Origin of the sequence: Pyxidicoccus fallax, assembly GCF_012933655.1 — a bacterium.
Lineage (GTDB): Bacteria > Myxococcota > Myxococcia > Myxococcales > Myxococcaceae > Myxococcus > Myxococcus fallax.
Genome location: NZ_JABBJJ010000040.1, coordinates 38,172 through 55,306, shown reverse-complemented (window position 1 = coordinate 55,306; position 17,135 = coordinate 38,172). Strand labels below are relative to the sequence as shown.

Sequence of the window (17,135 nt, the reverse complement as noted above, 5' to 3'; positions counted from 1 at the left end):
CGCTCCCGCCGGGGCCCCTCTTCTCGGCGCGCGCGTCGTTCCGCTACGCGCTCATCCACACGCCGAAGCCGGGCGCCCCCACTCCCCCGCCCCTGGAGGCGCGGCTGCGCGAGCGCTTCCCCGCGCTGCGGCTCGCGAGCGGCGAGTCGGACCCGGGGCCCCTGCCCACCGTGGCCGTCACGGAGGTGGCGTTGAAGGACTACCCGCTCCCCGAGCAGGGAATGCTGGAGGTCGCCGCGCGCAACCTCGCGCCCGAGGAGCAGGCCCGGCTCGCCGCCGCCGAGCGCGTCACCGTGCTGCACTTCGCCACCGAGCCCCCAGCCGTGGAGGCGGTGCGGCAGGCCCAGGCCCTGACGCTGGAGCTGGCGAAGGAGCGGGACGCGCTCCTGTGGGACGAGCAGATGGTGGAGCTCTTCTCCGTGAAGGACTGGTACGAGCGCCGGCTGGAGGACTGGGACGGCGGCGAGCCGCTGCTGCCCCGGCACTTCAACACCCAGGTCTACTCGGACTGGGACGGCACCGTGCGCCTCATCACCGCGGGCCTGACGACGTTCGGCCTGCCGGAGCTGGGCGTGCAGCAGGTGCCCGCGCCGCTGGCGGACAGCCTGGGCTCGTTCCTCAACCTCGTCGCCCAGCTCATGCTGGAGGGCACCGCCGTGCGCGAGGACGGCGCCTTCCCCGTCGCCATCGACGCGCTGAAGCTCGCGGAGTGGCGCGAGGCGCTGAAGCTGCAGGTGCGCCCGGACGCGCGCCAGAAGACGCTCATCGCGCTGCTTCCGGTGGACCCGAAGGACGTGGGCGGGCTGCCGCTGGTCGAGGTCGTCTTCCAGGCCCGCCCCGGAGACACGCCCTCGGAGCGTCCCTATGCCGCCGTGGCCGAGGTGTTCGGCGCGCGCAGCGAGATTGTCTCCGCGAACGAGGAGGACGCGGAGCTGCAGGCGGCCAGCAAGGCCGCGCGCGAGACGCTGCTCACGCGCATCAAGCCGCGCTTCCAGGAGGGACTGGAGGCGGAGTCCCGGCTGCTCGTGAAGGCCCCCTTCGACACCTCGGACGGCGGCATCGAGTGGATGTGGGTCCACGTCACGGCCTGGGAGGGCACGTCCCTGCACGGCACGCTGGACAGCCAGCCCGGGGACGTGCCGGGCCTCAAGGCGGGCGCGCAGGTGACGGTGAGGGAGGACTCCCTCTTCGACTACCTCCTGCGGCGGGGGGACGGCTCCGTCGAGGGGAACACCACCGAGCGCATCATCCTGGAGCGCGCCGGCGGGGCGCCCTAGACAATCCACCCGCCGCCGAGCACGCGGTCCTTGTCATAGACGACCGCGGCCTGGCCGGGCGTCACCGCGCGCGCGGGGGTGTCCAGCTTCACGGAGACGAGCCCGTGAGGCGAGACGTGGACGCGGCCGGAAGCCCCCTGGTGCCGGTGGCGGATGCGGACCTCCACGGGCTGCTCGGGCGGGGGCGGCGCGTCCACCCAGTGCGGCTGGAGGAGGCCGAAGCTGTCGCGGGCGGTGCCCTCGGCGGGCCCGACGACGACACGCTGGGTCTCCGGCTCCAGGCGCTGGACGTAGCGGACCTCGCCTCCGCCCAGGTTGAGCCCCTTGCGCTGGCCCACGGTGTAGCGGTGGATGCCCTGGTGCTTGCCAAGCACGTTGCCCTCGGTGTCCACGATGTCGCCCGCGGGCTGCGGCCCGGCGACCTTCTCCACGAAGCCGGCGTAGTCGCCGTCGGGCACGAAGCAGATCTCCATGCTCTCCGGCTTCTGGCTCGTCACGAGGCCATGGCGCTCGGCGACGGCGCGGACCTCGGCCTTCGTCATGTCTCCCACGGGGAAGACGATGTCGCGCAGCTCGTCCTGGCCGAGCGTGAAGAGGAAGTAGCTCTGGTCCTTCGCGGCGTCGGCGGCGCGGCGCAGGACGTAGCGGCCGTCCACCTCCTCCACGCGGGCATAGTGGCCGGTGGCGAGCCGCGCCCCGAGCGCGCGGGCGCGCTTGAGCAGGAAGTTGAACTTCACGTCGCGGTTGCAGGCCACGCACGGGATGGGCGTGCGGCCGCCGAGGTAGGACTGGACGAAGGGGTTGATGACCCGGTCCTGGAAGATCTCCTCGGCGTTGGCCACGTAGAAGGGAATCCCGAGCGTCTGGGCCACGGCGCGCGCATCGTCGATGTCGTCCGGGCTGCAGCAGCTCCCACACTTCGCCTTGCCCTCGTAGGACCAGACGCGCAGGGTGATGCCGATGACCTCATGGCCCTGCTCCTTGAGCAGGGCGGCCGCGGCCGAGGAATCCACCCCGCCGCTCATGGCTACGACGACTCGCATGGTGCTCCTTCCTACACGCCCGGACGCCCGGGCGCACGGGGGAGGACGCCCGGGCGGCCCCTTTCCCGACATGCGCCCGCGCCCGCCGGGCCTGCTTCGCCTCCACCATCCGAGAGACGAGAGCCTCGCCCTCCCCCTACCTCGCCAACGGACGAGGCGTGCGACAGGGGATGGCCCCCGCCTCCTTCCCCGCTACGCGGAACGGACGTTCCATTCCGGGAAGGGGACCGGGCAGAAGCCGCTGGCCTTCCTGGAATGGACGTTCCATTCCGGGAAGGGGACCGGCAGAGGCCCCTGGCCCGCCCGGAATGGACGTTCCATTCCGGGAAGGGGACCGGGCAGAGGCCGCTGGCCTTCCTGGAATGGACGTTCCATTCCGGGAAGGGGACCGGGCAGACGCCGCTGGCCTGCCCGGAATGGACGTTCCATTCCGGGGCGGACACGGGAGGCGCCCCCCTCCCCTGTTCCGTTGGGCCCGGGGTGGAGGCGGGGGACTCCCGTGGCTCACCGCCCGGAGCGGGCGTGCCACTCCTTCAGCCGGGCCCTCAGCGTGTCGGCCGTGTTCAGCGCCGGATCATCGAGCACGGAGTCCAGGAGGAACCGCGTCGCCTCGCCGACGATGGGAGACGGCCCCACGCCCAGGGTGGCCATGATGTCGCCGCCCGTGAGGGCCAGCTCCTTCGCGCTCAGCGGAGGCTTCGCGGCGGCAAGCGCCTCCAGCCGGGCGGCGAGCGCCTCGACCTCGGGCAGCCGCTCCGGGGCACGCACCGACACACGGGCACGAGCCACGGCGAGCAGTTGCGGAAGCTGCGCCAGCCCCACGCGGGCCAGCAGCCTGCGGAGCGCGGGGTCCGCCTCCCCCACCCGCTCCTCCAGCTTCGCGTGCTCCACCAGCAGCGCGACGAGGTCGGCCACCTTGTTGGGGAACTTGAGGCGCAGGCCGATGTCCCGGGCCTGCGTGCGGTCCACCAGGTCCGCGAGGAGCACGGCGAGCCGGACCTCGATTTCGAGGGGGGCGGCCTGCACGGCGGCGCGAGTCAGGCGCGCGGCCTCGGCGCTGGCGCGGGCCACCTCGGGGAGGAAGACGTCCAGCAGACCGGTGTCCGCGAGCAGCACCAGCCCGCCTTCCGCGCGAGGCGACAGGAGCAGCTTGACGAGCTCCTCGCGCACGCGCTCCAGCGCCACCTTGCGGAACACGCCGAGCGTGGCGGGGATGGCGTCGCGGGTAGCGGGGTCCAGCGAGAAGCCGAGCACCGCGGCGAAGCGCACCGCGCGCAGGGGGCGCAGGCCGTCCTCGGAGAAGCGCTCCTGCGCGGAGCCCACGCACCGGATGAGGTGGGCCTGGAGGTCCGTCTGCCCGCCGAACGGGTCCACGAGGTCCCGGTCCAGCGGGTTGTAGGCCATGGCGTTGATGGTGAAGTCGCGCCGGGACAGGTCCTTGACGATGTCGCGCTCGAAGGCGACGGAGCTGGGCCGGCGGCCGTCGAGGTAGTCACCCTCGGACCGGAACGTGGTGACCTCCACGTGGGTGCCGCCCTGGACGACGGTGACGGTGCCGTGCTGGATGCCGGTGGGGATGACCTTGCGGAAGGCGCGCTGGACCTCCTCGGGCAGCGCGCTGGTGGCCACGTCGAAGTCCTTGGGGTGGACCTTGCGTACCATGTCGCGGACGCAGCCGCCCACGAGGTACACGGCATGGCCCAGCTCGCGCAGCCGGGCGATGACGTCGAGCACGGGCCGGGGGATGTCGGCGTTGTGGAGGTTGGCGATCATCGGCGCGTGGAGACAGGCGGTGGAACGGGTGTCCCCCGTTGTACCCGTCCGCTCTCCGGCTTGCCAATGTCCAGGACGTCCGGAGGGCACGGCCGCGCTTCCGAATGGGCTCCGGCGCTCGCCACCTTCGAGAGGCTGCGCGCCACCCTCTCGAACGAGCTGGGCGTCACGCCGATGCCGGACACGCTCGCGCTGGTGCGGCAGATTGAAAAGGGCACGGCTCCGGCCGGTACCGGCCCGGAGAGTCCCGGGCTCTCGCGGACTTGACCGGCGCGGGGGCCGCCAGCTACGCCGAGTCCACCATGCCCACCGCCGTCAGCCCCACCGTGTTCATCCTGCCGGGCCTCTACAACTCGGGGCCCGAGCACTGGCAGACCCACTGGGAGCGGGAGCGGAGGGATTGCCGGCGCATCGAGCAGGCGGAGTGGAACACGCCTCGGCTTCGGGACTGGGTGGCCACGCTGGAGCGTGCCGTCTCGGAGGCGCCAGGGCCCGTGGTGCTGGTGGCGCACAGCCTCGCGTGCATCCTGGTGGCGTCCTGGGCGGCGACGCATCCAGAGAGCCACGGGAAGGTGCGAGGAGCGCTGCTCGTCGCACCGAGCGACACGGAGGCTCCGGGCTTCCCGAAAGGCACGGAGGGGTTCGCGCCCATGCCGCGCCAGCGGCTTCCCTTCCCGTCCGTGGTGGTGGCGAGCACCAATGACGCGTTCATCTCGATGGAGCGAATCACGGGGCTCGCCGCGGACTGGGGCGCGAGGCTGGTGAACGTGGGCGCGAAACACCACCTGGGCAGCGCGGCCCGGCTGGGCTCCTGGGCCGAAGGTCAGGCTTTGCTGGAGGAGCTGCTCGGGACGGCGTGAACGCAGGCCACGCTGGCGGGCTTCAGTTTCTTCACGCGCACGTCGCGCACGGTGAAGCCGTGGGCCTCCAATATCCTGGGCGTCCCATCCGCCCAGGGCCGCACCTTCGCCTCCAGCGGTGGCTGGTGGAACAGGTACAAAGCGCCTCGCGGACGGAGCACGGCGCGCAGGGTCTCCAGGGAGCGCGCCGGTTCCTTTCGAAGGAAATCCACGTTCACGGCGAACACCTTGTCGAAGCGTGCGCCGCCGAAGTCCGCATCCTCCAGTGAGACAGCGTCCAGGATGATGGCTCGTCCCGCCGCGACATGCTCGCGGTTGCGGCGGCGAGCCTGCGCAATCATCGCGGCCGAGCGATCAATCGCGAGGATGCTCCCGGAGCGCAGCCGCTCGCAGACAAGCGACACCGCGACGCCCTGGCCACAGCCGACCTCCAGCAACCGGTCCGCGGCGCGCACCTCCAGCGTCTCCACCGCCCAGACGAGTCGTTCGGAAGCAGGGGTCATGAAGTTCGCAGTATAGGAACACCCGCGAAGGTGCGCTCCTCATCGAAGAGGCCGTCCGCATTGTCAACCTGGGCTTAAGAGCCCATTGGCTCCCCGCCCTCTAGTACTTCGCTGTATCGGGGCGTACCTCTCTTCCAGTCGGTCCTGAAGGGTCCACGGAGGAGAAACAGCAATGCAGAAGCGCAAGCTTGGAAGCAGCAACCTGGAAGTCTCGGCCATCGGGCTCGGCTGCATGGGAATGAGCCACGGCTACGGTCCGCCCGCGGACAAGCAGCAGATGATCTCGCTCATCCGGACGGCATTCGAGCGGGGCGTCACCTTCTTCGACACCGCCGAGGTCTACGGCCCGTTCACGAACGAGGAGCTCGTGGGCGAGGCCCTGGCGCCCATCCGCGCCAAGGTGGTGATCGCCACCAAGTTCGGTTTCAAGCTCGACGCCAACGGGAAGCAGGCGGGCCTGGACAGCCGGCCCGAGCACATCAAGCAGGTCGCCGAGGCCTCCCTCAAGCGGCTCAAGACCGACGTCATCGACCTGTTCTACCAGCACCGGGTCGACCCGGACGTGCCCATCGAGGACGTCGCGGGCGCGGTGAAGGACCTGATTCGCGAAGGCAAGGTGAAGCACTTCGGCCTCTCCGAGGCGGGAGCCCAGACGATTCGTCGCGCCCACGCGGTCCAGCCAGTCGCGGCCCTGCAGAGCGAGTACTCGCTGTGGACGAGAGGCCCTGAAGCGGAGGTGCTACCGACCCTCGAGGAGCTCGGCATCGGGTTCGTTCCGTTCAGCCCGTTGGGCAAGGGCTTCCTGACGGGCAAGATGAGCGAGAACACCCACTTCGACGGAAGCGACTTCCGCAACATCCTTCCGCGCTTCAAGCCGGAGGCCCTCAAGGCGAATCAGTCCTTCGTCGAGCTGCTCGGCAGGGTCGCGGAGCGGAAGAAGGCCACCCCGGCCCAGATTGCCCTGGCGTGGCTCCTCGCGCAGAAGCCGTGGATCGTCCCCATCCCGGGCACCACGAAGCCGCACCGCCTGGAGGAGAACCTCGGAGCAGCCAACGTCGAACTGACGCCTGACGAGCTCCGTGAAATCGACAGCGCGGCCTCGAAGCTCACCGTACAGGGGGCTCGCTATCCCGAGCACCTGGAGAAGATGACCGGCCGCTGAGTTCTACCCTCGCACCGTTTCGAACGGTCGAAACAGGACGCCGTGCGGCCAGTCCTCGCATACGGTGCGCGCCCGACCAGGTAAGGAGCGGCGGAAACGAGGCCGGTACACAGCCTGGAATTCACCAGGGGACTCGCGCACCGCATGGAAGTCTTCGAGATCATCATCGCGTTGTTGCTCGCCGGTGCGGGCCTCACCGCACTGTCCCGGCGCCTCGGGACGCCCTACCCGGCCATGGTGGCACTGGCCGGCGCGGGGCTGGCGCTCGTTCCTGGCACGCCGACGCTCGTCCTGGACCCCGAGCTCGCGCTCACGCTCTTCGTCGCGCCGGTGCTGCTGGACGCCGCGTTCGATGCATCGCCGCGCGACCTCCGAGCGAACTGGCGGAGCGTCGCCAGCCTCGCCATCGGTGCCGTGGCCCTCACCATCGTCGTGGTCGCGGGGGTGGCCCGCCTGCTCGTGCCCGGAATGCCATGGGCCGTCGCGGTGGCGCTCGGGGCGATTGTCGCGCCCCCCGACGCGGCGGCCGCGACCGCCGTCCTCAAGCAACTCCGTCCGCCGCACCGGCTCCTCGTCATCCTCGAGGGCGAGAGCCTCTTCAACGATGCGAGCGCGCTCCTGGTGTTCCGGCTCGCCGTCGGTGCCACGCTCGCGGGCACGCTGTCCCCGGCGGGCGTGCTCCCGACGCTCCTCGTCGTCACCCTGGGCAGCGTGGTGCTCGGGTTCGTGCTGTCGCGGTTGATGCTCCTGTTGACCCGGCGGATGCACGACGTCGCCATCGCGGTTGTCGTCCAGTTCTGCGGGACGTTCGCGGTCTGGATGCTCGCGGAGCGGCTCCACCTCTCCGGCATCCTCACCGTGGTCGTCTTCGCGATGGCCATTGCCCGCCGCGCCGCGGACGTGATTCCGGCGCGCGTCCGCATCCCGTCGTACGCGGTCTGGGAGTTCGCCGTCTTCGTCTTGAACGTGCTCGCCTTCATCCTCGTCGGCTTCCAGCTGAAGGCCATCCTCGGCAGGATCGACTCGCGCACGCTCCTCGGGTACGCCGGTGTCGCGGCCGCGGTGTGCGTTGCGACGATCCTCGCGCGAATCGCCTGGGTGTCGGGCGCCGCGGCTTTCAGTCGCTGGTGGTGTCGTCCAGCTCGGGACGGCACGACGGAGCGTCGTGACACGGTGGCCCTGTCGAAGGGCGCCGCGGCCGTCGTCGGGTGGTGCGGCATGCGAGGCATCGTGACCCTTGCCGCGGCGCTCGCCCTTCCGACTGGCGGATCCGACGGGCCCGCGTTTCCCTACCGGGACCTGGTCCTGTTCACCGCGTTCTCCGTCGTGCTCGGGACCCTCGTCATCCAGGGCATGACGCTGCGCCCGCTCATGAACATGCTCCGGCTCGAGGACGACGGCGAGGTGGAGCGGGAGGTGCGGCTGGCCCGGGTCGAGACGTTCCGTGCCGCGCTCTCTGCCACGGCCGAGCAGCCCGGCGAGGAGATGTCGGAGATGCTGCGTCGCCGCTTCGAGGTCATGCTTCGGCGTGCCGAAGCGGAGCTGGCCCATGGCGGCAGCGTGCCTCACGGGGCGCCAGCGGGTGACGGACACGAGGCCAACGTCGACGCGGCCATCCTGCGCAGGGTCACCTCGGCCGAGCGGCAGCGGCTCCTGGCGCTGCGGGCGGACGGCACCATCGGTGATGCGGCCTTCCAGCGAGTCGAGCAGGAGCTCGACCTGGCGGAACTGGACCTGCGGCAGTTCGCCCCAGACTCCGAATCCGAAAGGGCGTCGTGATTCCGTCGTGACTCACTTCGCGCGCCCGAGGAGTTCCCTGGCCACGTCCACGAAGAGACGCAGCGCCGGGGACCGCTGCGCACGGCTGGGGAAGTAGAGGAAGAAGCCGGGAACCGTGGGCGCGTAGGACTCGAGCACCCGCTGCAGCCGGCCGTTGCGGAGCGACTCCTCCACCATGGGCTCCAGGACGTACGCCAGCCCCAGTCCCTGCTCCGCCATGGACAGCATCAGCTGGACGTCGTTGGTGACGAACCCTCCGCGCACCGGCACGCGCCACGTCCTGCGGCCCCGCTCCAGCTCCCAGGCGTAGAGCACCCCGGTGGTCTGAAAGCGGAAGGTGATGCACTCGTGGCGCAGGAGGTCCTCGGGGCGCTGGGGCGTCCCATGACGCGCGAGGTAGCTGGGGGCTCCCACCACCACGAAGCGGAAGGCGTCGGTGAGCCGCACCTGCACCATGTCGCGCTCGATGGCCTCGCTCAGCCGCACGCCCGCGTCGTAGCCCTCGGCCACGATGTCCACGAGGCGCTCCTCGACGATGACCTCCACCTCCACCCGCGGGTGACGCTCGCGAAAGGTGGGGACCACCGGGTCGATGACGAAGGGCAGCGCCCCCCGCGGCACCGACAGCCGGACCCGGCCCACCGTCTCTCCCGGTCGGGCGGAAACCTCGGTGAGCGCGGCGAGCGCCTGCCCCATCGCCGGGCCGGCTCCCTCCACGAGCCGCCGCCCGGCCTCCGTCAGCGCCACGCTGCGCGTGGTCCGGGTGAGGAGCACCACACGCAGCTGCTCCTCGAGCTGGCGCACCGACTGGCTCACCGCGGCCGTGGAGACGCCGAGCTCGCGCGCCGCGCCGCTGAAGCTGCGCAGGCGGGCCACGGTGAGGAACACCTGGAGCTGGGTGAACGGAGCCGTATTCACTGACGAGCACCGGGCACACTCCGCCACGCACGTCCAGGGGGAAACCGGCCTACGGTCCCCGGATGACGGTCAACCCCTGGTCGGTGAGGACGAGCAGCATGCTCGGCGTCACGGTGGGCTCGTAGACGAGCTGCACGACGCGTCGACCGGACACCTGACGCACCTGACTCAGCGTCGTGCCGTCCGGCTCCAGCCGCCAGAGACCCGCGTCATCCGTGCCGATGTAGAGCGCGCCATCGTCCGTCGCCTTGAGCGAGAGGATGCGATTCGTCGGCAGCCCGGCAAGCTTCGACCAGTTTCCGGCCGAGCGGGACTTCGGCGTCATTGCCCAGACGCCGTACTGCGCGCTCCCCAGGTAGTAGCGGCCCGAGGCGACCTGCTCGAAGGCGCGCCAGTAGTCATCGGAGGCCTGGCCGTTGAGCGCCTCGTTGAAGCTCTTGAACGTCCAGGGCGTGGGCCCATCCCAGGTCCGCTCGCGGTCCCACTCCTCGAGCTTCGGGCTCGGCACGAGCACGCCGAGCATCTGCTCATTCGCGACGAGCACGTCTCCGTTCGGCGCGATGCCCAGCCCGTGCATCGGCGGGCATTGCAGCGAACCCCACTCCGAGCCGTTCTCGTAGAGGTACCAGCCCGGGTGACGGTGGCTGTTGTAGACGAGCCCCTGGATGCGCGTCACGCCATGGTTCGTGGTGATGTAGAGGTCGCCCCGGTCCCTGCCGCGTGTCACGCGAGCGCAGTTCAGGACGGTGCGGTCCTCCTCATAGTGGTAGTCGTTGGTGTTGTGGATGCCCGCCTGCCGGTCCTTGTTGTTCCCGCCGGTGGTGCGCCAGATGTGCTCCTCGAGCACGACGCTTCCATCCGGCTGGAGGCGGACCGCGTCGAGGTCTCCCTTCCGGTATTCGGCGAAGCGCTCGGGCGAGTAGTTCGCCTCGCCCGGCCAGGGGATGTACGTGCGCTGCTCGATACCCGGCGCGCGTCTCATCTCGTTGGCGCGGTACCCTACGTACGCGCGCCCGGCCTCGCCGCCGCAGATGACGGTCGAGTCGATGGCGAGCGAGTCCGAACCGAACGGTTCGCTCGCCTGACCGACGCCCGTGGTCCACGACGGTGCCTTGTCGCCGGGACGCAGCACGCCGATGCGGCGGCCTTCGAGGAACCAGAGGTTCAGCCCTTCATCGATTCCCACGCTCTGGGGGGTGCCGACGCCGAACGCACGCGAGTAGTCGAGCACCGCATCCACCGGCCAGGGCCCCGCGCTCGGCGGCTCTCCGGCGTCAGGAGTTGGCCCGGCGTCAGGCGTTTCTCCAGCATCGGGCGTCTCGCCCGCGTCGGGGGGTGTTCCACCGTCTTCGCCTGGAGGGGGCGTGCCGGCATCTCCCGAGGCATCGGGAGGAACCGGAGAGGGAACTTCATTTCCATCCGGCAAACCCGGAGCCTGGTCCTCCCCAGGGTCGACTGTCTGAGACTTGTCAGCGCAACCCGCTGAGAACAAAGAGATGACCGCGAGCCCCACCCCCACCGCCCCTGCGCGAATACCCATCCTTGCCTCCGTCGGCGGGGGCTCCTTTGCACGACCCGGGCCGACGCTCGGAGGTCCGCAGTGAGCAGAACCCATCGACTTCCAGCCGGGTGAGTCGGGTCGACATGGCGCGGGAGACCACTCCCCTCCCCTCGGAGCCGTCCTGAGCCCGGCGTTGCGCCTCAGCGCAGGTCCGACGGCAGGCGTGGCGACGCGAGCAGGTCCAGGAACACCTCCCATCGCCGCGCTGGTGTGGCCTCCGGTCCCGCCCGGCGTTCCACGTACTGCCTCACCAGGTCGCGGCCCAGTTTGTAGTTGATGACGTACGAACGCGTGGACTCGAAGCTCGTCATCGCGAGCTCGGCACGCTTGGGCGTCAGGAGCGCGTAGCGCATCAACCAGTCGCGGGCGGCCTCCCGGCCAAGCCGGCCATCGACGTAGGCGCGCGCGACCTCGGTGTTCGCGTAGGAGAGCTTTTCGAGCAACGCCTCCATCCGCACGTAGTCAGCGGCGAGCCGCGGGTCGAGCCCCGCGAGCGGAAAGAGCGTGTCCCGCAGGAACGCCTCCGCGTCGGGAAAGGCCAGCTCGACGCCGTAATCGGCGCTGCCCTCGGCGATGAACGACATGGGAGAGAAGAGCGGGTACACCGTGAACTCCACCCACCCGCGCCCGCGCATCAGGTGCTGCTCCAGCAGCGTGTTGTAGACGTGATGACCGGGGTAGCCCTCGTGCGCGGCCAACATGACCGCGCGCCACACGGAGTTCGGCAGGTCCGTGTTGATCTGGATGACGCTCGTCGCCTGGCCCTTGAACCAGTTGTACCCACCCCAGGGCTTGCCCGTGACGTACTCCAGCGTGAAGCGCTCCTCGGCCGGCAGCTTCACGTGCAGGAGCGTGCGGCGGCGGGCCTCATCGATGGCGGCGCGATAGACGGCATCGCGCCGGTCGGCGGGAATGACGAAGCGCTGGCGGAAGCGCTCGACGCGCTCCCCCAAGGGACCGGAGCCGGGCACCCGCCGCTCGAGCTCCGCGAGCACCGCCTCGAACTCCGCCTCCGTGTGGCGCGGCGCGCGTGCGCCATAGAGGGCCTCGCTCTCGTCGTCGAACGTCAGCCGCTCGCCGGACAGCATGCGCGCCCGGGTGGCCACCGCGGTGAGCTGTCCGAGCAGGAAGCGGCGGCGCATCGCCAGGAGCGCATCGTCGGGCACGGGGACGGCCTCCACGGCCTTCCTCACCTCGACGGCACGCCTTCCTATCTCCTCCAGCGTCCACCGCGTGGCGCGGGCCTCCTCCGCCCAGGCCTCCGGTCCGTAGTAGGCATCCACCTCGCTCTCACCATGCTGGCCCAGGGCGAGGACGAGCTTCACGTACTGCTCCGCGGTGGCATCCAGCGGGGATGGGCGCTTCGAGGGCGCAGCGCGTGACGCCGCGGAGGTGGGCATCGTCCCCCGAGTCGCGCAGGCGAACAGCAACGACGTCAGGGCAAGGGCTGCCAGGGCGGGAGAGCGCATGAGGTGCTCCAAGGAATGAACCCACCGTATACGAGCCGAGGGTCCGCTGATTGCCACGACGCGCGACGATGTCAGTGCCTCTGTATGACCGGCGCACCTCCCGGTGTCCTCTCTTGAGGCTGCGTCAATTCATGGATTACCTTGGTTACGTATCTTCCGGGGGCTCGTCTCATGACGGCCCGGCGATACAAGTCCAACCGAGAGGAATATCCATGTTTGCGAGAAGTGTCGTGCTTGCGGCGGGATGTATTGCGTTGCTGTTTGGCTGCGCCGGCCAACCCGATGAGACGCAGGAGATTGTCGACAACCTGGGCAAGGCTGGCTTCCCGGCCGACGACATCATGGTCGTCGACGGGAAGGTCTACGTCGGGCGGGATGCCGAGGTGTCCCTGGATGCGTCGCGCGAGCTGCTCGAGCGGGGCGCCTCCACCGAGGAGCAATACCGCACGACGAACCTCGTCAGCCCGTCGGTGACGAAGATCTGCATCAACGGCTCGACGTTCACCGGCACGTTCAGCACGGCGCTCGACCTGGCCATCCAGAACTACGACGAGCTGCCGCTCTCCTTCGCCATGGCGCGCACGCCGAGCACCGGTTGCAGCTACACCATCAACGCGGTCATCCAGCCGGGCGTGGTGGGAGGCTCCGCCGGATTCCCCTCGGGCGGACTGCCGTACCACACCATCAACATCGGCGGCGGGCTCTCGTCCTACAGCGTCGACGTCATCGAGCACGTCATCACGCACGAGATTGGCCACACCATCGGGTTCCGCCACACGGACTACTACAACCGCAGCATCAGCTGCGGCACCGGCGGCGACGAGGGCGACGCGGGCATCGGCGCCATCCACATTCCAGGCACGCCGACCAATGCGGTCGTCGGCGGCTCGCTCATGAACTCCTGCTTCCGCTCGGTCGAGACGGGCGAGTTCGCTCCCGGAGACCTCTCCGCGCTGAGGGCGTTGTACACGCCCGTGCAGAGCAGCTGGCGCTGGTGCCACAAGTGCCAGGGGATGTTCTTCGGCGGCCACAGCAACTCCGTCTGCCCGGCCGGAGGAGCACACGAGAACGTCGGCAGCTACAACTACCACCTCGCGCACGACCTGGCCCCGACGGCGGGGTTCCAGGGTGGCTGGCGCTGGTGCAACAAGTGCCAGGGCCTGTTCTACGGCGGCCACAGCAGCTCCGTCTGCCCGTCGGGCGGTGCCCACGATTCGACCGGGAGCTGGGATTACCACCTGCACCACGCCGCGCCGGGCGCCCCCGACCTTCAGTCGAACTGGCGCTGGTGCAACAAGTGCCAGGGCCTGTTCTACGGCGGCAGCCCCGGCTCCTGCCCCGCTGGCGGCGGCCACAACAGCAGCGGCAGCTACGACTACAGCATGATCTTCCGCTGACCGGGTCCTCATTACCGTCCGCACGGAGCAGGAACCACGGGCGGAGCGCCGGAGGCACGTCCCGGCGCTCCGCGGCGCCTCCTGCTACCAGGAGACGTACACGGGGACGAGCACCTCGGTGAAGTTGCCGGCCGCGTCGCGGGCCTGCACCAGCACCACGTTCCAATCCCTGTTCACCAGGTCCACCCTGTGGGTGACGGTGCCCGTGCCAGCCTCCACCGTGGAGGACTGCACGAACTGCGTCGTCACCGTCACCGGGCTGGCGTCCTGGACGAACGTGGTGACGTCCACCAGGGGGCTTTCCAGCACGGCCTGCTCCTGGGGCGACAGCACGGAGACCCCCGGCGGTGTGAGGTCCACGCGCATCATCTGCTGCTTCGTGGTGACCCGGCCGTTGGCGTTACGAGCGCTCAGGGTGACGACGTGCTCGCCCTCCGCGAAGGTGTACGGCAGGCGGACGAACCCGGCGTTCAGGTCCGGCTCGACGTGGAGCGGCTCGCCGCCGTCCACGGTGAACCACGCCTCGACAATGCCGCTGTCGTCACCGAAGTGCGTCGTGAAGCCACACAGCTCACGCTCCGTGTCGCGCGTGTAGCGCGGCAGGTTGCACAGCGTCACGTCGGATGCGAACGCCTGCGTCACCTGGAGGCTGTCGGACACCGGCGCGGTGGCGCCGTCCGTCGCCGTCAGCGTCACGGTGTACGTGCCGGCCTGGTCGCAGAGGAACGTGGTGGTGAGGGCCTCCGGCGAGCCGAAGGTGCAGGTGACGCCGGGCGGCACGTCCTCGCCCGGGGTGACGGTCCACTGGTACGTGAGCGGCGTCCCGTCCGGATCCGAGGCCGAGCCGTTCAGCGTCAGCTCGGTGCCCACCCAGCCACTCGCGTCCGAGCCCGCGTCCACCACCGGCGGAGACTGGCTGGCGCGCCAGGCGACGAAGCCGTATTCCACCTGCTCGTTCACGGTGGCCTTCAGCAGGTCGATGGACTGACTGGTGCGCGTCTGGCACCACGCGGCCAGGCCGTCCGCGCCGGTGGACAGCGTCACCGCCTGCACCGGCCAGCGCAGCGCGGTGAAGCCCACGTCGATGTCCGGCACGGGCTGACCATTCACGTCCGCCACCTTCGCCGACACGCAGACCTCGGCGCCGGCATGGCCGATGTTGTAGCGCGGCGTCAGCTTCAGGCTGTGCACCGCCGCCACGGGGACCTGCGACATGCCGCCCGGATAGGCGTAGGACAGCTCCGTGCCCACGCCATGGACGGAGACGCCCAGCGGCAGCGGCGACGTCACCCGGTGCGTGCCCGGCGCCACCTCGAGCTGCGCGCCGTAGTAGTTCCAGGTGAGGTACCGGAGCTTGAGCAGCGGAATCGGCCGGCCGTCCACCTCCACCTGGTGCCAGGTGTTCCCGCGCACGATGAGGTTGAGGTAGCTCTTGCCGGACGGGGTGGGCAGCGCCGTCACCGTGTACTCGTTGAGGTACTGGGCCACGGGCGGGACGAGCATCATGGCCGGGCTGCCGTGGGCGTACTGGGTCACCAGGACGGGCTGGCTGGCGTGGATGACCACCTCCGACTGAAGGCTGCCCTGCCAGGCCTGCCCCCGGTTCAGCGACACCTCCTTCGCGTTGATGCGGACCCGGGTGCCGTTAGTGGAGGCGACGACGCGGAAGGTGTCCCCTCCCCTGGAGCCAGCCATTGGCATGGCCAGGAAGTAGCGGCCCCAGGCCTTCGTCGGCGGGAGCTGCTCGACCTGGAGGCCGCACGTGCCCGTCTTCGCGTCGGGCGCTCCGGAGCACCGGCTGCCGCTCAGCACCGCCACCGGCTTGTCCGACGTGATGACGGCGCCGGTCAGGTCGGCGCCTCCCGCCGAGGTGCCCGCGTACTGGAAGACCTCGCCCGGATTGAGGCTGATGGTGGACGGGCTGCCCTGCCGCGGGGTGAACGTCACGCGCGTGCCGCTCTCCGTGCCCACCACCGCGAGCTGCGTGCCCCGGGAGACCCTGGAGCTGGCGGAGGCGGCCACCACGTACTCCGTGCCCAGCGCGGACACCGGCAGGCCCAGGAAGGCCTCGGTGGAGCGGGAGGCACGACTCATCACCTGGACCGTGATGTCCGCGTCCGCGGAGACGTGGACGCCCTTGTTCTCCACGCCATTGGCCGTCGACAGCGCGGCGCCCGAGGGAATGGACACCGACGTCACCTGCCCCGGCGTCACGGAGAAGCCCTGCGTGTGGACCAGGCCCGGGATGCGCACCGTGCCCGTGGCGGCCGTCTCGCCGCTGATGAACAGCGTCAGCGTCGGCGCCGAGCCGCTGGCCACGTTCGTCGGGAGGGCCAGCCAGAACTCACGGCCCCGGCTGCCGGGCTTCGCCGGCCCGGCCACCGCCAGCGTCTCCTCCACCGCCTGCTGCCGCGACGCAATCGCCGCTTCCCCGGGCGCGGAGCCTCCTTCTTCCGCGCCACCACAGCCCACCGCGAGCCCCAGCAACCACGCCCACGCCAGGCCACTCCGCTTCTTCGATGTCTTCACTCGTGCTCTCTCGTAGTTGGTTCAGCAACCTCGCTACGACAGTACTTATATTTCAACTTTTAAGTAATTTTCCAATCTTGCTGTTTACCGGGCGTGGGGGCGCACCACACCGCTGGTGCTTCACAGGCGAGCTCGGCGCGGATGTCTGGCATGTGCGGGCGCGCAGCAAGCCCCGGTAAAAGGCAGCCTTGATGATCACCCTCTACCACTGCATGAGCGCCCGCTCCTTCCGTCCGCTTTGGACCCTGGAGGAGCTGGGGCTGACCTACGAACTCAAGATGTTGCCCTTCCCGCCCCGGGTCAGGTCGAAGGAGTTCCTGGAGCTCAACCGTCTGGGAACGGTTCCCCTCTTCACCGACGGCGACACACGCATGACCGAGTCGGCGGCCATCACGCAGTACCTGGTGACACGCTACGGAGGCACGTCACTGGCCGTCGCTCCCGAAGAGAAGGACTACGGCGCCTATCTGAACTGGCTGCATTTCGGTGAAGCCACCCTCACCTTTCCGCAGACCCTGGTGCTGCGCTACGGACGCTTCGAGCCGCCTGAACGCCGTCAGCCCCAGGTGGTCGAGGACTACAGCCGCTGGTTTCTCGCCAGACTGCGAGGCATCGACAGCGTGCTGACCACGCAACCCCATCTGTGCGGTGAGCGCTTCACCGCCGCGGATGTTTCCGTGGGCTATGCCCTGATGCTGGCGGGCTATCTCGGCATGGAGGAAGCGCTTCCCGCGGCCGTGCAGGCGTATTGGCGGAGGCTGGCCCAGCGCCCCGCGTATCAGAAGGCCCTGGCGGCTCAGCACCAGGCGGCGCTGGAACAAGGCGTCTCCACCGTTCCAGCGCCCCTGGTCGAATAAGCCTGGT

The 17,135-nt window shown here is 69.9% G+C and carries 14 protein-coding genes; 7 read left to right on the top strand and 7 right to left on the bottom strand.

Annotated features, from left to right (window positions below):
• Nucleotides 1–1,277: DUF2314 domain-containing protein (locus tag HG543_RS11635; RefSeq protein WP_169344785.1), on the top strand; the 1,277-nt coding region annotated here is incomplete at its 5' end.
• Here HG543_RS11635 and mnmA read toward each other — a convergent pair.
• Nucleotides 1,274–2,320, bottom strand: a complete 1,047-nt coding sequence (mnmA, locus tag HG543_RS11630) for a tRNA 2-thiouridine(34) synthase MnmA (RefSeq protein WP_169344784.1) — start codon at nt 2,318–2,320, stop codon at nt 1,274–1,276. The two genes, HG543_RS11635 and mnmA, sit on opposite strands and share 4 nt — an antisense overlap.
• A gap of 504 nt (nt 2,321–2,824) precedes the next feature.
• A complete protein-coding gene (locus HG543_RS11625) occupies nt 2,825–4,093 on the bottom strand; it encodes a CCA tRNA nucleotidyltransferase (RefSeq protein ID WP_169344783.1) in 1,269 nt (422 codons plus the stop codon).
• A gap of 66 nt (nt 4,094–4,159) precedes the next feature.
• On the opposite strand from HG543_RS11625, the gene HG543_RS55205 reads away from it, so the two are divergent.
• Together HG543_RS55205 and HG543_RS11615 are read left to right on the top strand one after the other, a co-directional pair.
• On the top strand, nt 4,160–4,360 hold the full coding sequence (locus HG543_RS55205) for a BTAD domain-containing putative transcriptional regulator (protein ID WP_169344746.1): 201 nt from the start codon (nt 4,160–4,162) through the stop codon (nt 4,358–4,360).
• A 35-nt stretch (nt 4,361–4,395) separates the two neighbouring features.
• Nucleotides 4,396–4,953, top strand: a complete 558-nt coding sequence (locus tag HG543_RS11615; RefSeq protein ID WP_169344782.1) for an RBBP9/YdeN family alpha/beta hydrolase — start codon at nt 4,396–4,398, stop codon at nt 4,951–4,953.
• Here HG543_RS11615 and HG543_RS11610 read toward each other — a convergent pair.
• The gene (locus HG543_RS11610; RefSeq protein WP_169344781.1) at nt 4,917–5,456 is read right to left on the bottom strand and encodes a class I SAM-dependent methyltransferase; all 540 of its coding nucleotides are present in this window, start codon (nt 5,454–5,456) and stop codon (nt 4,917–4,919) included. The genes HG543_RS11615 and HG543_RS11610 overlap by 37 nt on opposite strands.
• Nucleotides 5,457–5,628: 172 nt before the next feature.
• Between HG543_RS11610 and HG543_RS11605 the strand changes: the two genes are divergently transcribed.
• Nucleotides 5,629–6,618: an aldo/keto reductase gene (locus tag HG543_RS11605; RefSeq protein WP_169344780.1), complete on the top strand. Its 990-nt coding sequence runs from the start codon at nt 5,629–5,631 to the stop codon at nt 6,616–6,618.
• Nucleotides 6,619–6,762: 144 nt separating this feature from the next.
• On the top strand, nt 6,763–8,397 hold the full coding sequence (locus HG543_RS11600) for a Na+/H+ antiporter (protein ID WP_169344779.1): 1,635 nt from the start codon (nt 6,763–6,765) through the stop codon (nt 8,395–8,397).
• A 12-nt stretch (nt 8,398–8,409) separates the two neighbouring features.
• Here HG543_RS11600 and HG543_RS11595 read toward each other — a convergent pair whose 3' ends face one another.
• The 3 genes from HG543_RS11595 to HG543_RS11585 all read right to left on the bottom strand — a co-directional run bounded on the left by HG543_RS11595 (nt 8,410) and on the right by HG543_RS11585 (nt 12,345).
• Complete coding sequence (locus HG543_RS11595) at nt 8,410–9,315, bottom strand: LysR substrate-binding domain-containing protein (protein ID WP_169344778.1); 906 nt, start codon at nt 9,313–9,315, stop codon at nt 8,410–8,412.
• Nucleotides 9,316–9,364: 49 nt separating this feature from the next.
• Complete coding sequence (locus HG543_RS11590; protein WP_343073327.1) at nt 9,365–10,555, bottom strand: hypothetical protein; 1,191 nt, start codon at nt 10,553–10,555, stop codon at nt 9,365–9,367.
• A 461-nt stretch (nt 10,556–11,016) separates the two neighbouring features.
• Nucleotides 11,017–12,345 (bottom strand): DUF885 domain-containing protein, encoded by a 1,329-nt coding sequence (locus HG543_RS11585; RefSeq protein ID WP_211193863.1) that lies wholly within the window; start codon nt 12,343–12,345, stop codon nt 11,017–11,019.
• 212 nt (nt 12,346–12,557) lie between these two features.
• Here HG543_RS11585 and HG543_RS56255 point away from each other — a divergent pair, with 212 nt between their 5' ends.
• Nucleotides 12,558–13,742 (top strand): zinc-dependent metalloprotease, encoded by a 1,185-nt coding sequence (locus HG543_RS56255; RefSeq protein WP_281404391.1) that lies wholly within the window; start codon nt 12,558–12,560, stop codon nt 13,740–13,742.
• Nucleotides 13,743–13,826: 84 nt separating this feature from the next.
• Here the strand turns inward: HG543_RS56255 and HG543_RS11575 are convergent, their stop codons facing one another.
• Nucleotides 13,827–16,271, bottom strand: coding sequence for a PKD domain-containing protein (locus tag HG543_RS11575; RefSeq protein ID WP_169344776.1), 2,445 nt, complete (start codon nt 16,269–16,271; stop codon nt 13,827–13,829).
• 191 nt (nt 16,272–16,462) lie between these two features.
• Between HG543_RS11575 and HG543_RS11570 the strand changes: the two genes are divergently transcribed.
• Nucleotides 16,463–17,128, top strand: coding sequence for a glutathione S-transferase family protein (locus tag HG543_RS11570; protein ID WP_169344775.1), 666 nt, complete (start codon nt 16,463–16,465; stop codon nt 17,126–17,128).
• Nucleotides 17,129–17,135: the final 7 nt, after the last annotated feature.

Excerpts from the sequence above, each read along its gene's own strand:
- mnmA (WP_169344784.1), bottom strand. The coding sequence starts at position 2,320 with ATGCGAGTCGTCGTAGCCATGAGCGGCGGGGTGGATTCCTCGGCCGCG.
- HG543_RS11625 (WP_169344783.1), bottom strand. The coding sequence starts at position 4,093 with ATGATCGCCAACCTCCACAACGCCGACATCCCCCGGCCCGTGCTCGAC.
- HG543_RS55205 (WP_169344746.1), top strand. The coding sequence starts at position 4,160 with ATGTCCAGGACGTCCGGAGGGCACGGCCGCGCTTCCGAATGGGCTCCG.
- HG543_RS11615 (WP_169344782.1), top strand. The coding sequence starts at position 4,396 with ATGCCCACCGCCGTCAGCCCCACCGTGTTCATCCTGCCGGGCCTCTAC.
- HG543_RS11610 (WP_169344781.1), bottom strand. The coding sequence starts at position 5,456 with ATGACCCCTGCTTCCGAACGACTCGTCTGGGCGGTGGAGACGCTGGAG.
- HG543_RS11605 (WP_169344780.1), top strand. The coding sequence starts at position 5,629 with ATGCAGAAGCGCAAGCTTGGAAGCAGCAACCTGGAAGTCTCGGCCATC.
- HG543_RS11600 (WP_169344779.1), top strand. The coding sequence starts at position 6,763 with ATGGAAGTCTTCGAGATCATCATCGCGTTGTTGCTCGCCGGTGCGGGC.
- HG543_RS11585 (WP_211193863.1), bottom strand. The coding sequence starts at position 12,345 with ATGCGCTCTCCCGCCCTGGCAGCCCTTGCCCTGACGTCGTTGCTGTTC.
- HG543_RS56255 (WP_281404391.1), top strand. The coding sequence starts at position 12,558 with ATGTTTGCGAGAAGTGTCGTGCTTGCGGCGGGATGTATTGCGTTGCTG.
- HG543_RS11570 (WP_169344775.1), top strand. The coding sequence starts at position 16,463 with ATGATCACCCTCTACCACTGCATGAGCGCCCGCTCCTTCCGTCCGCTT.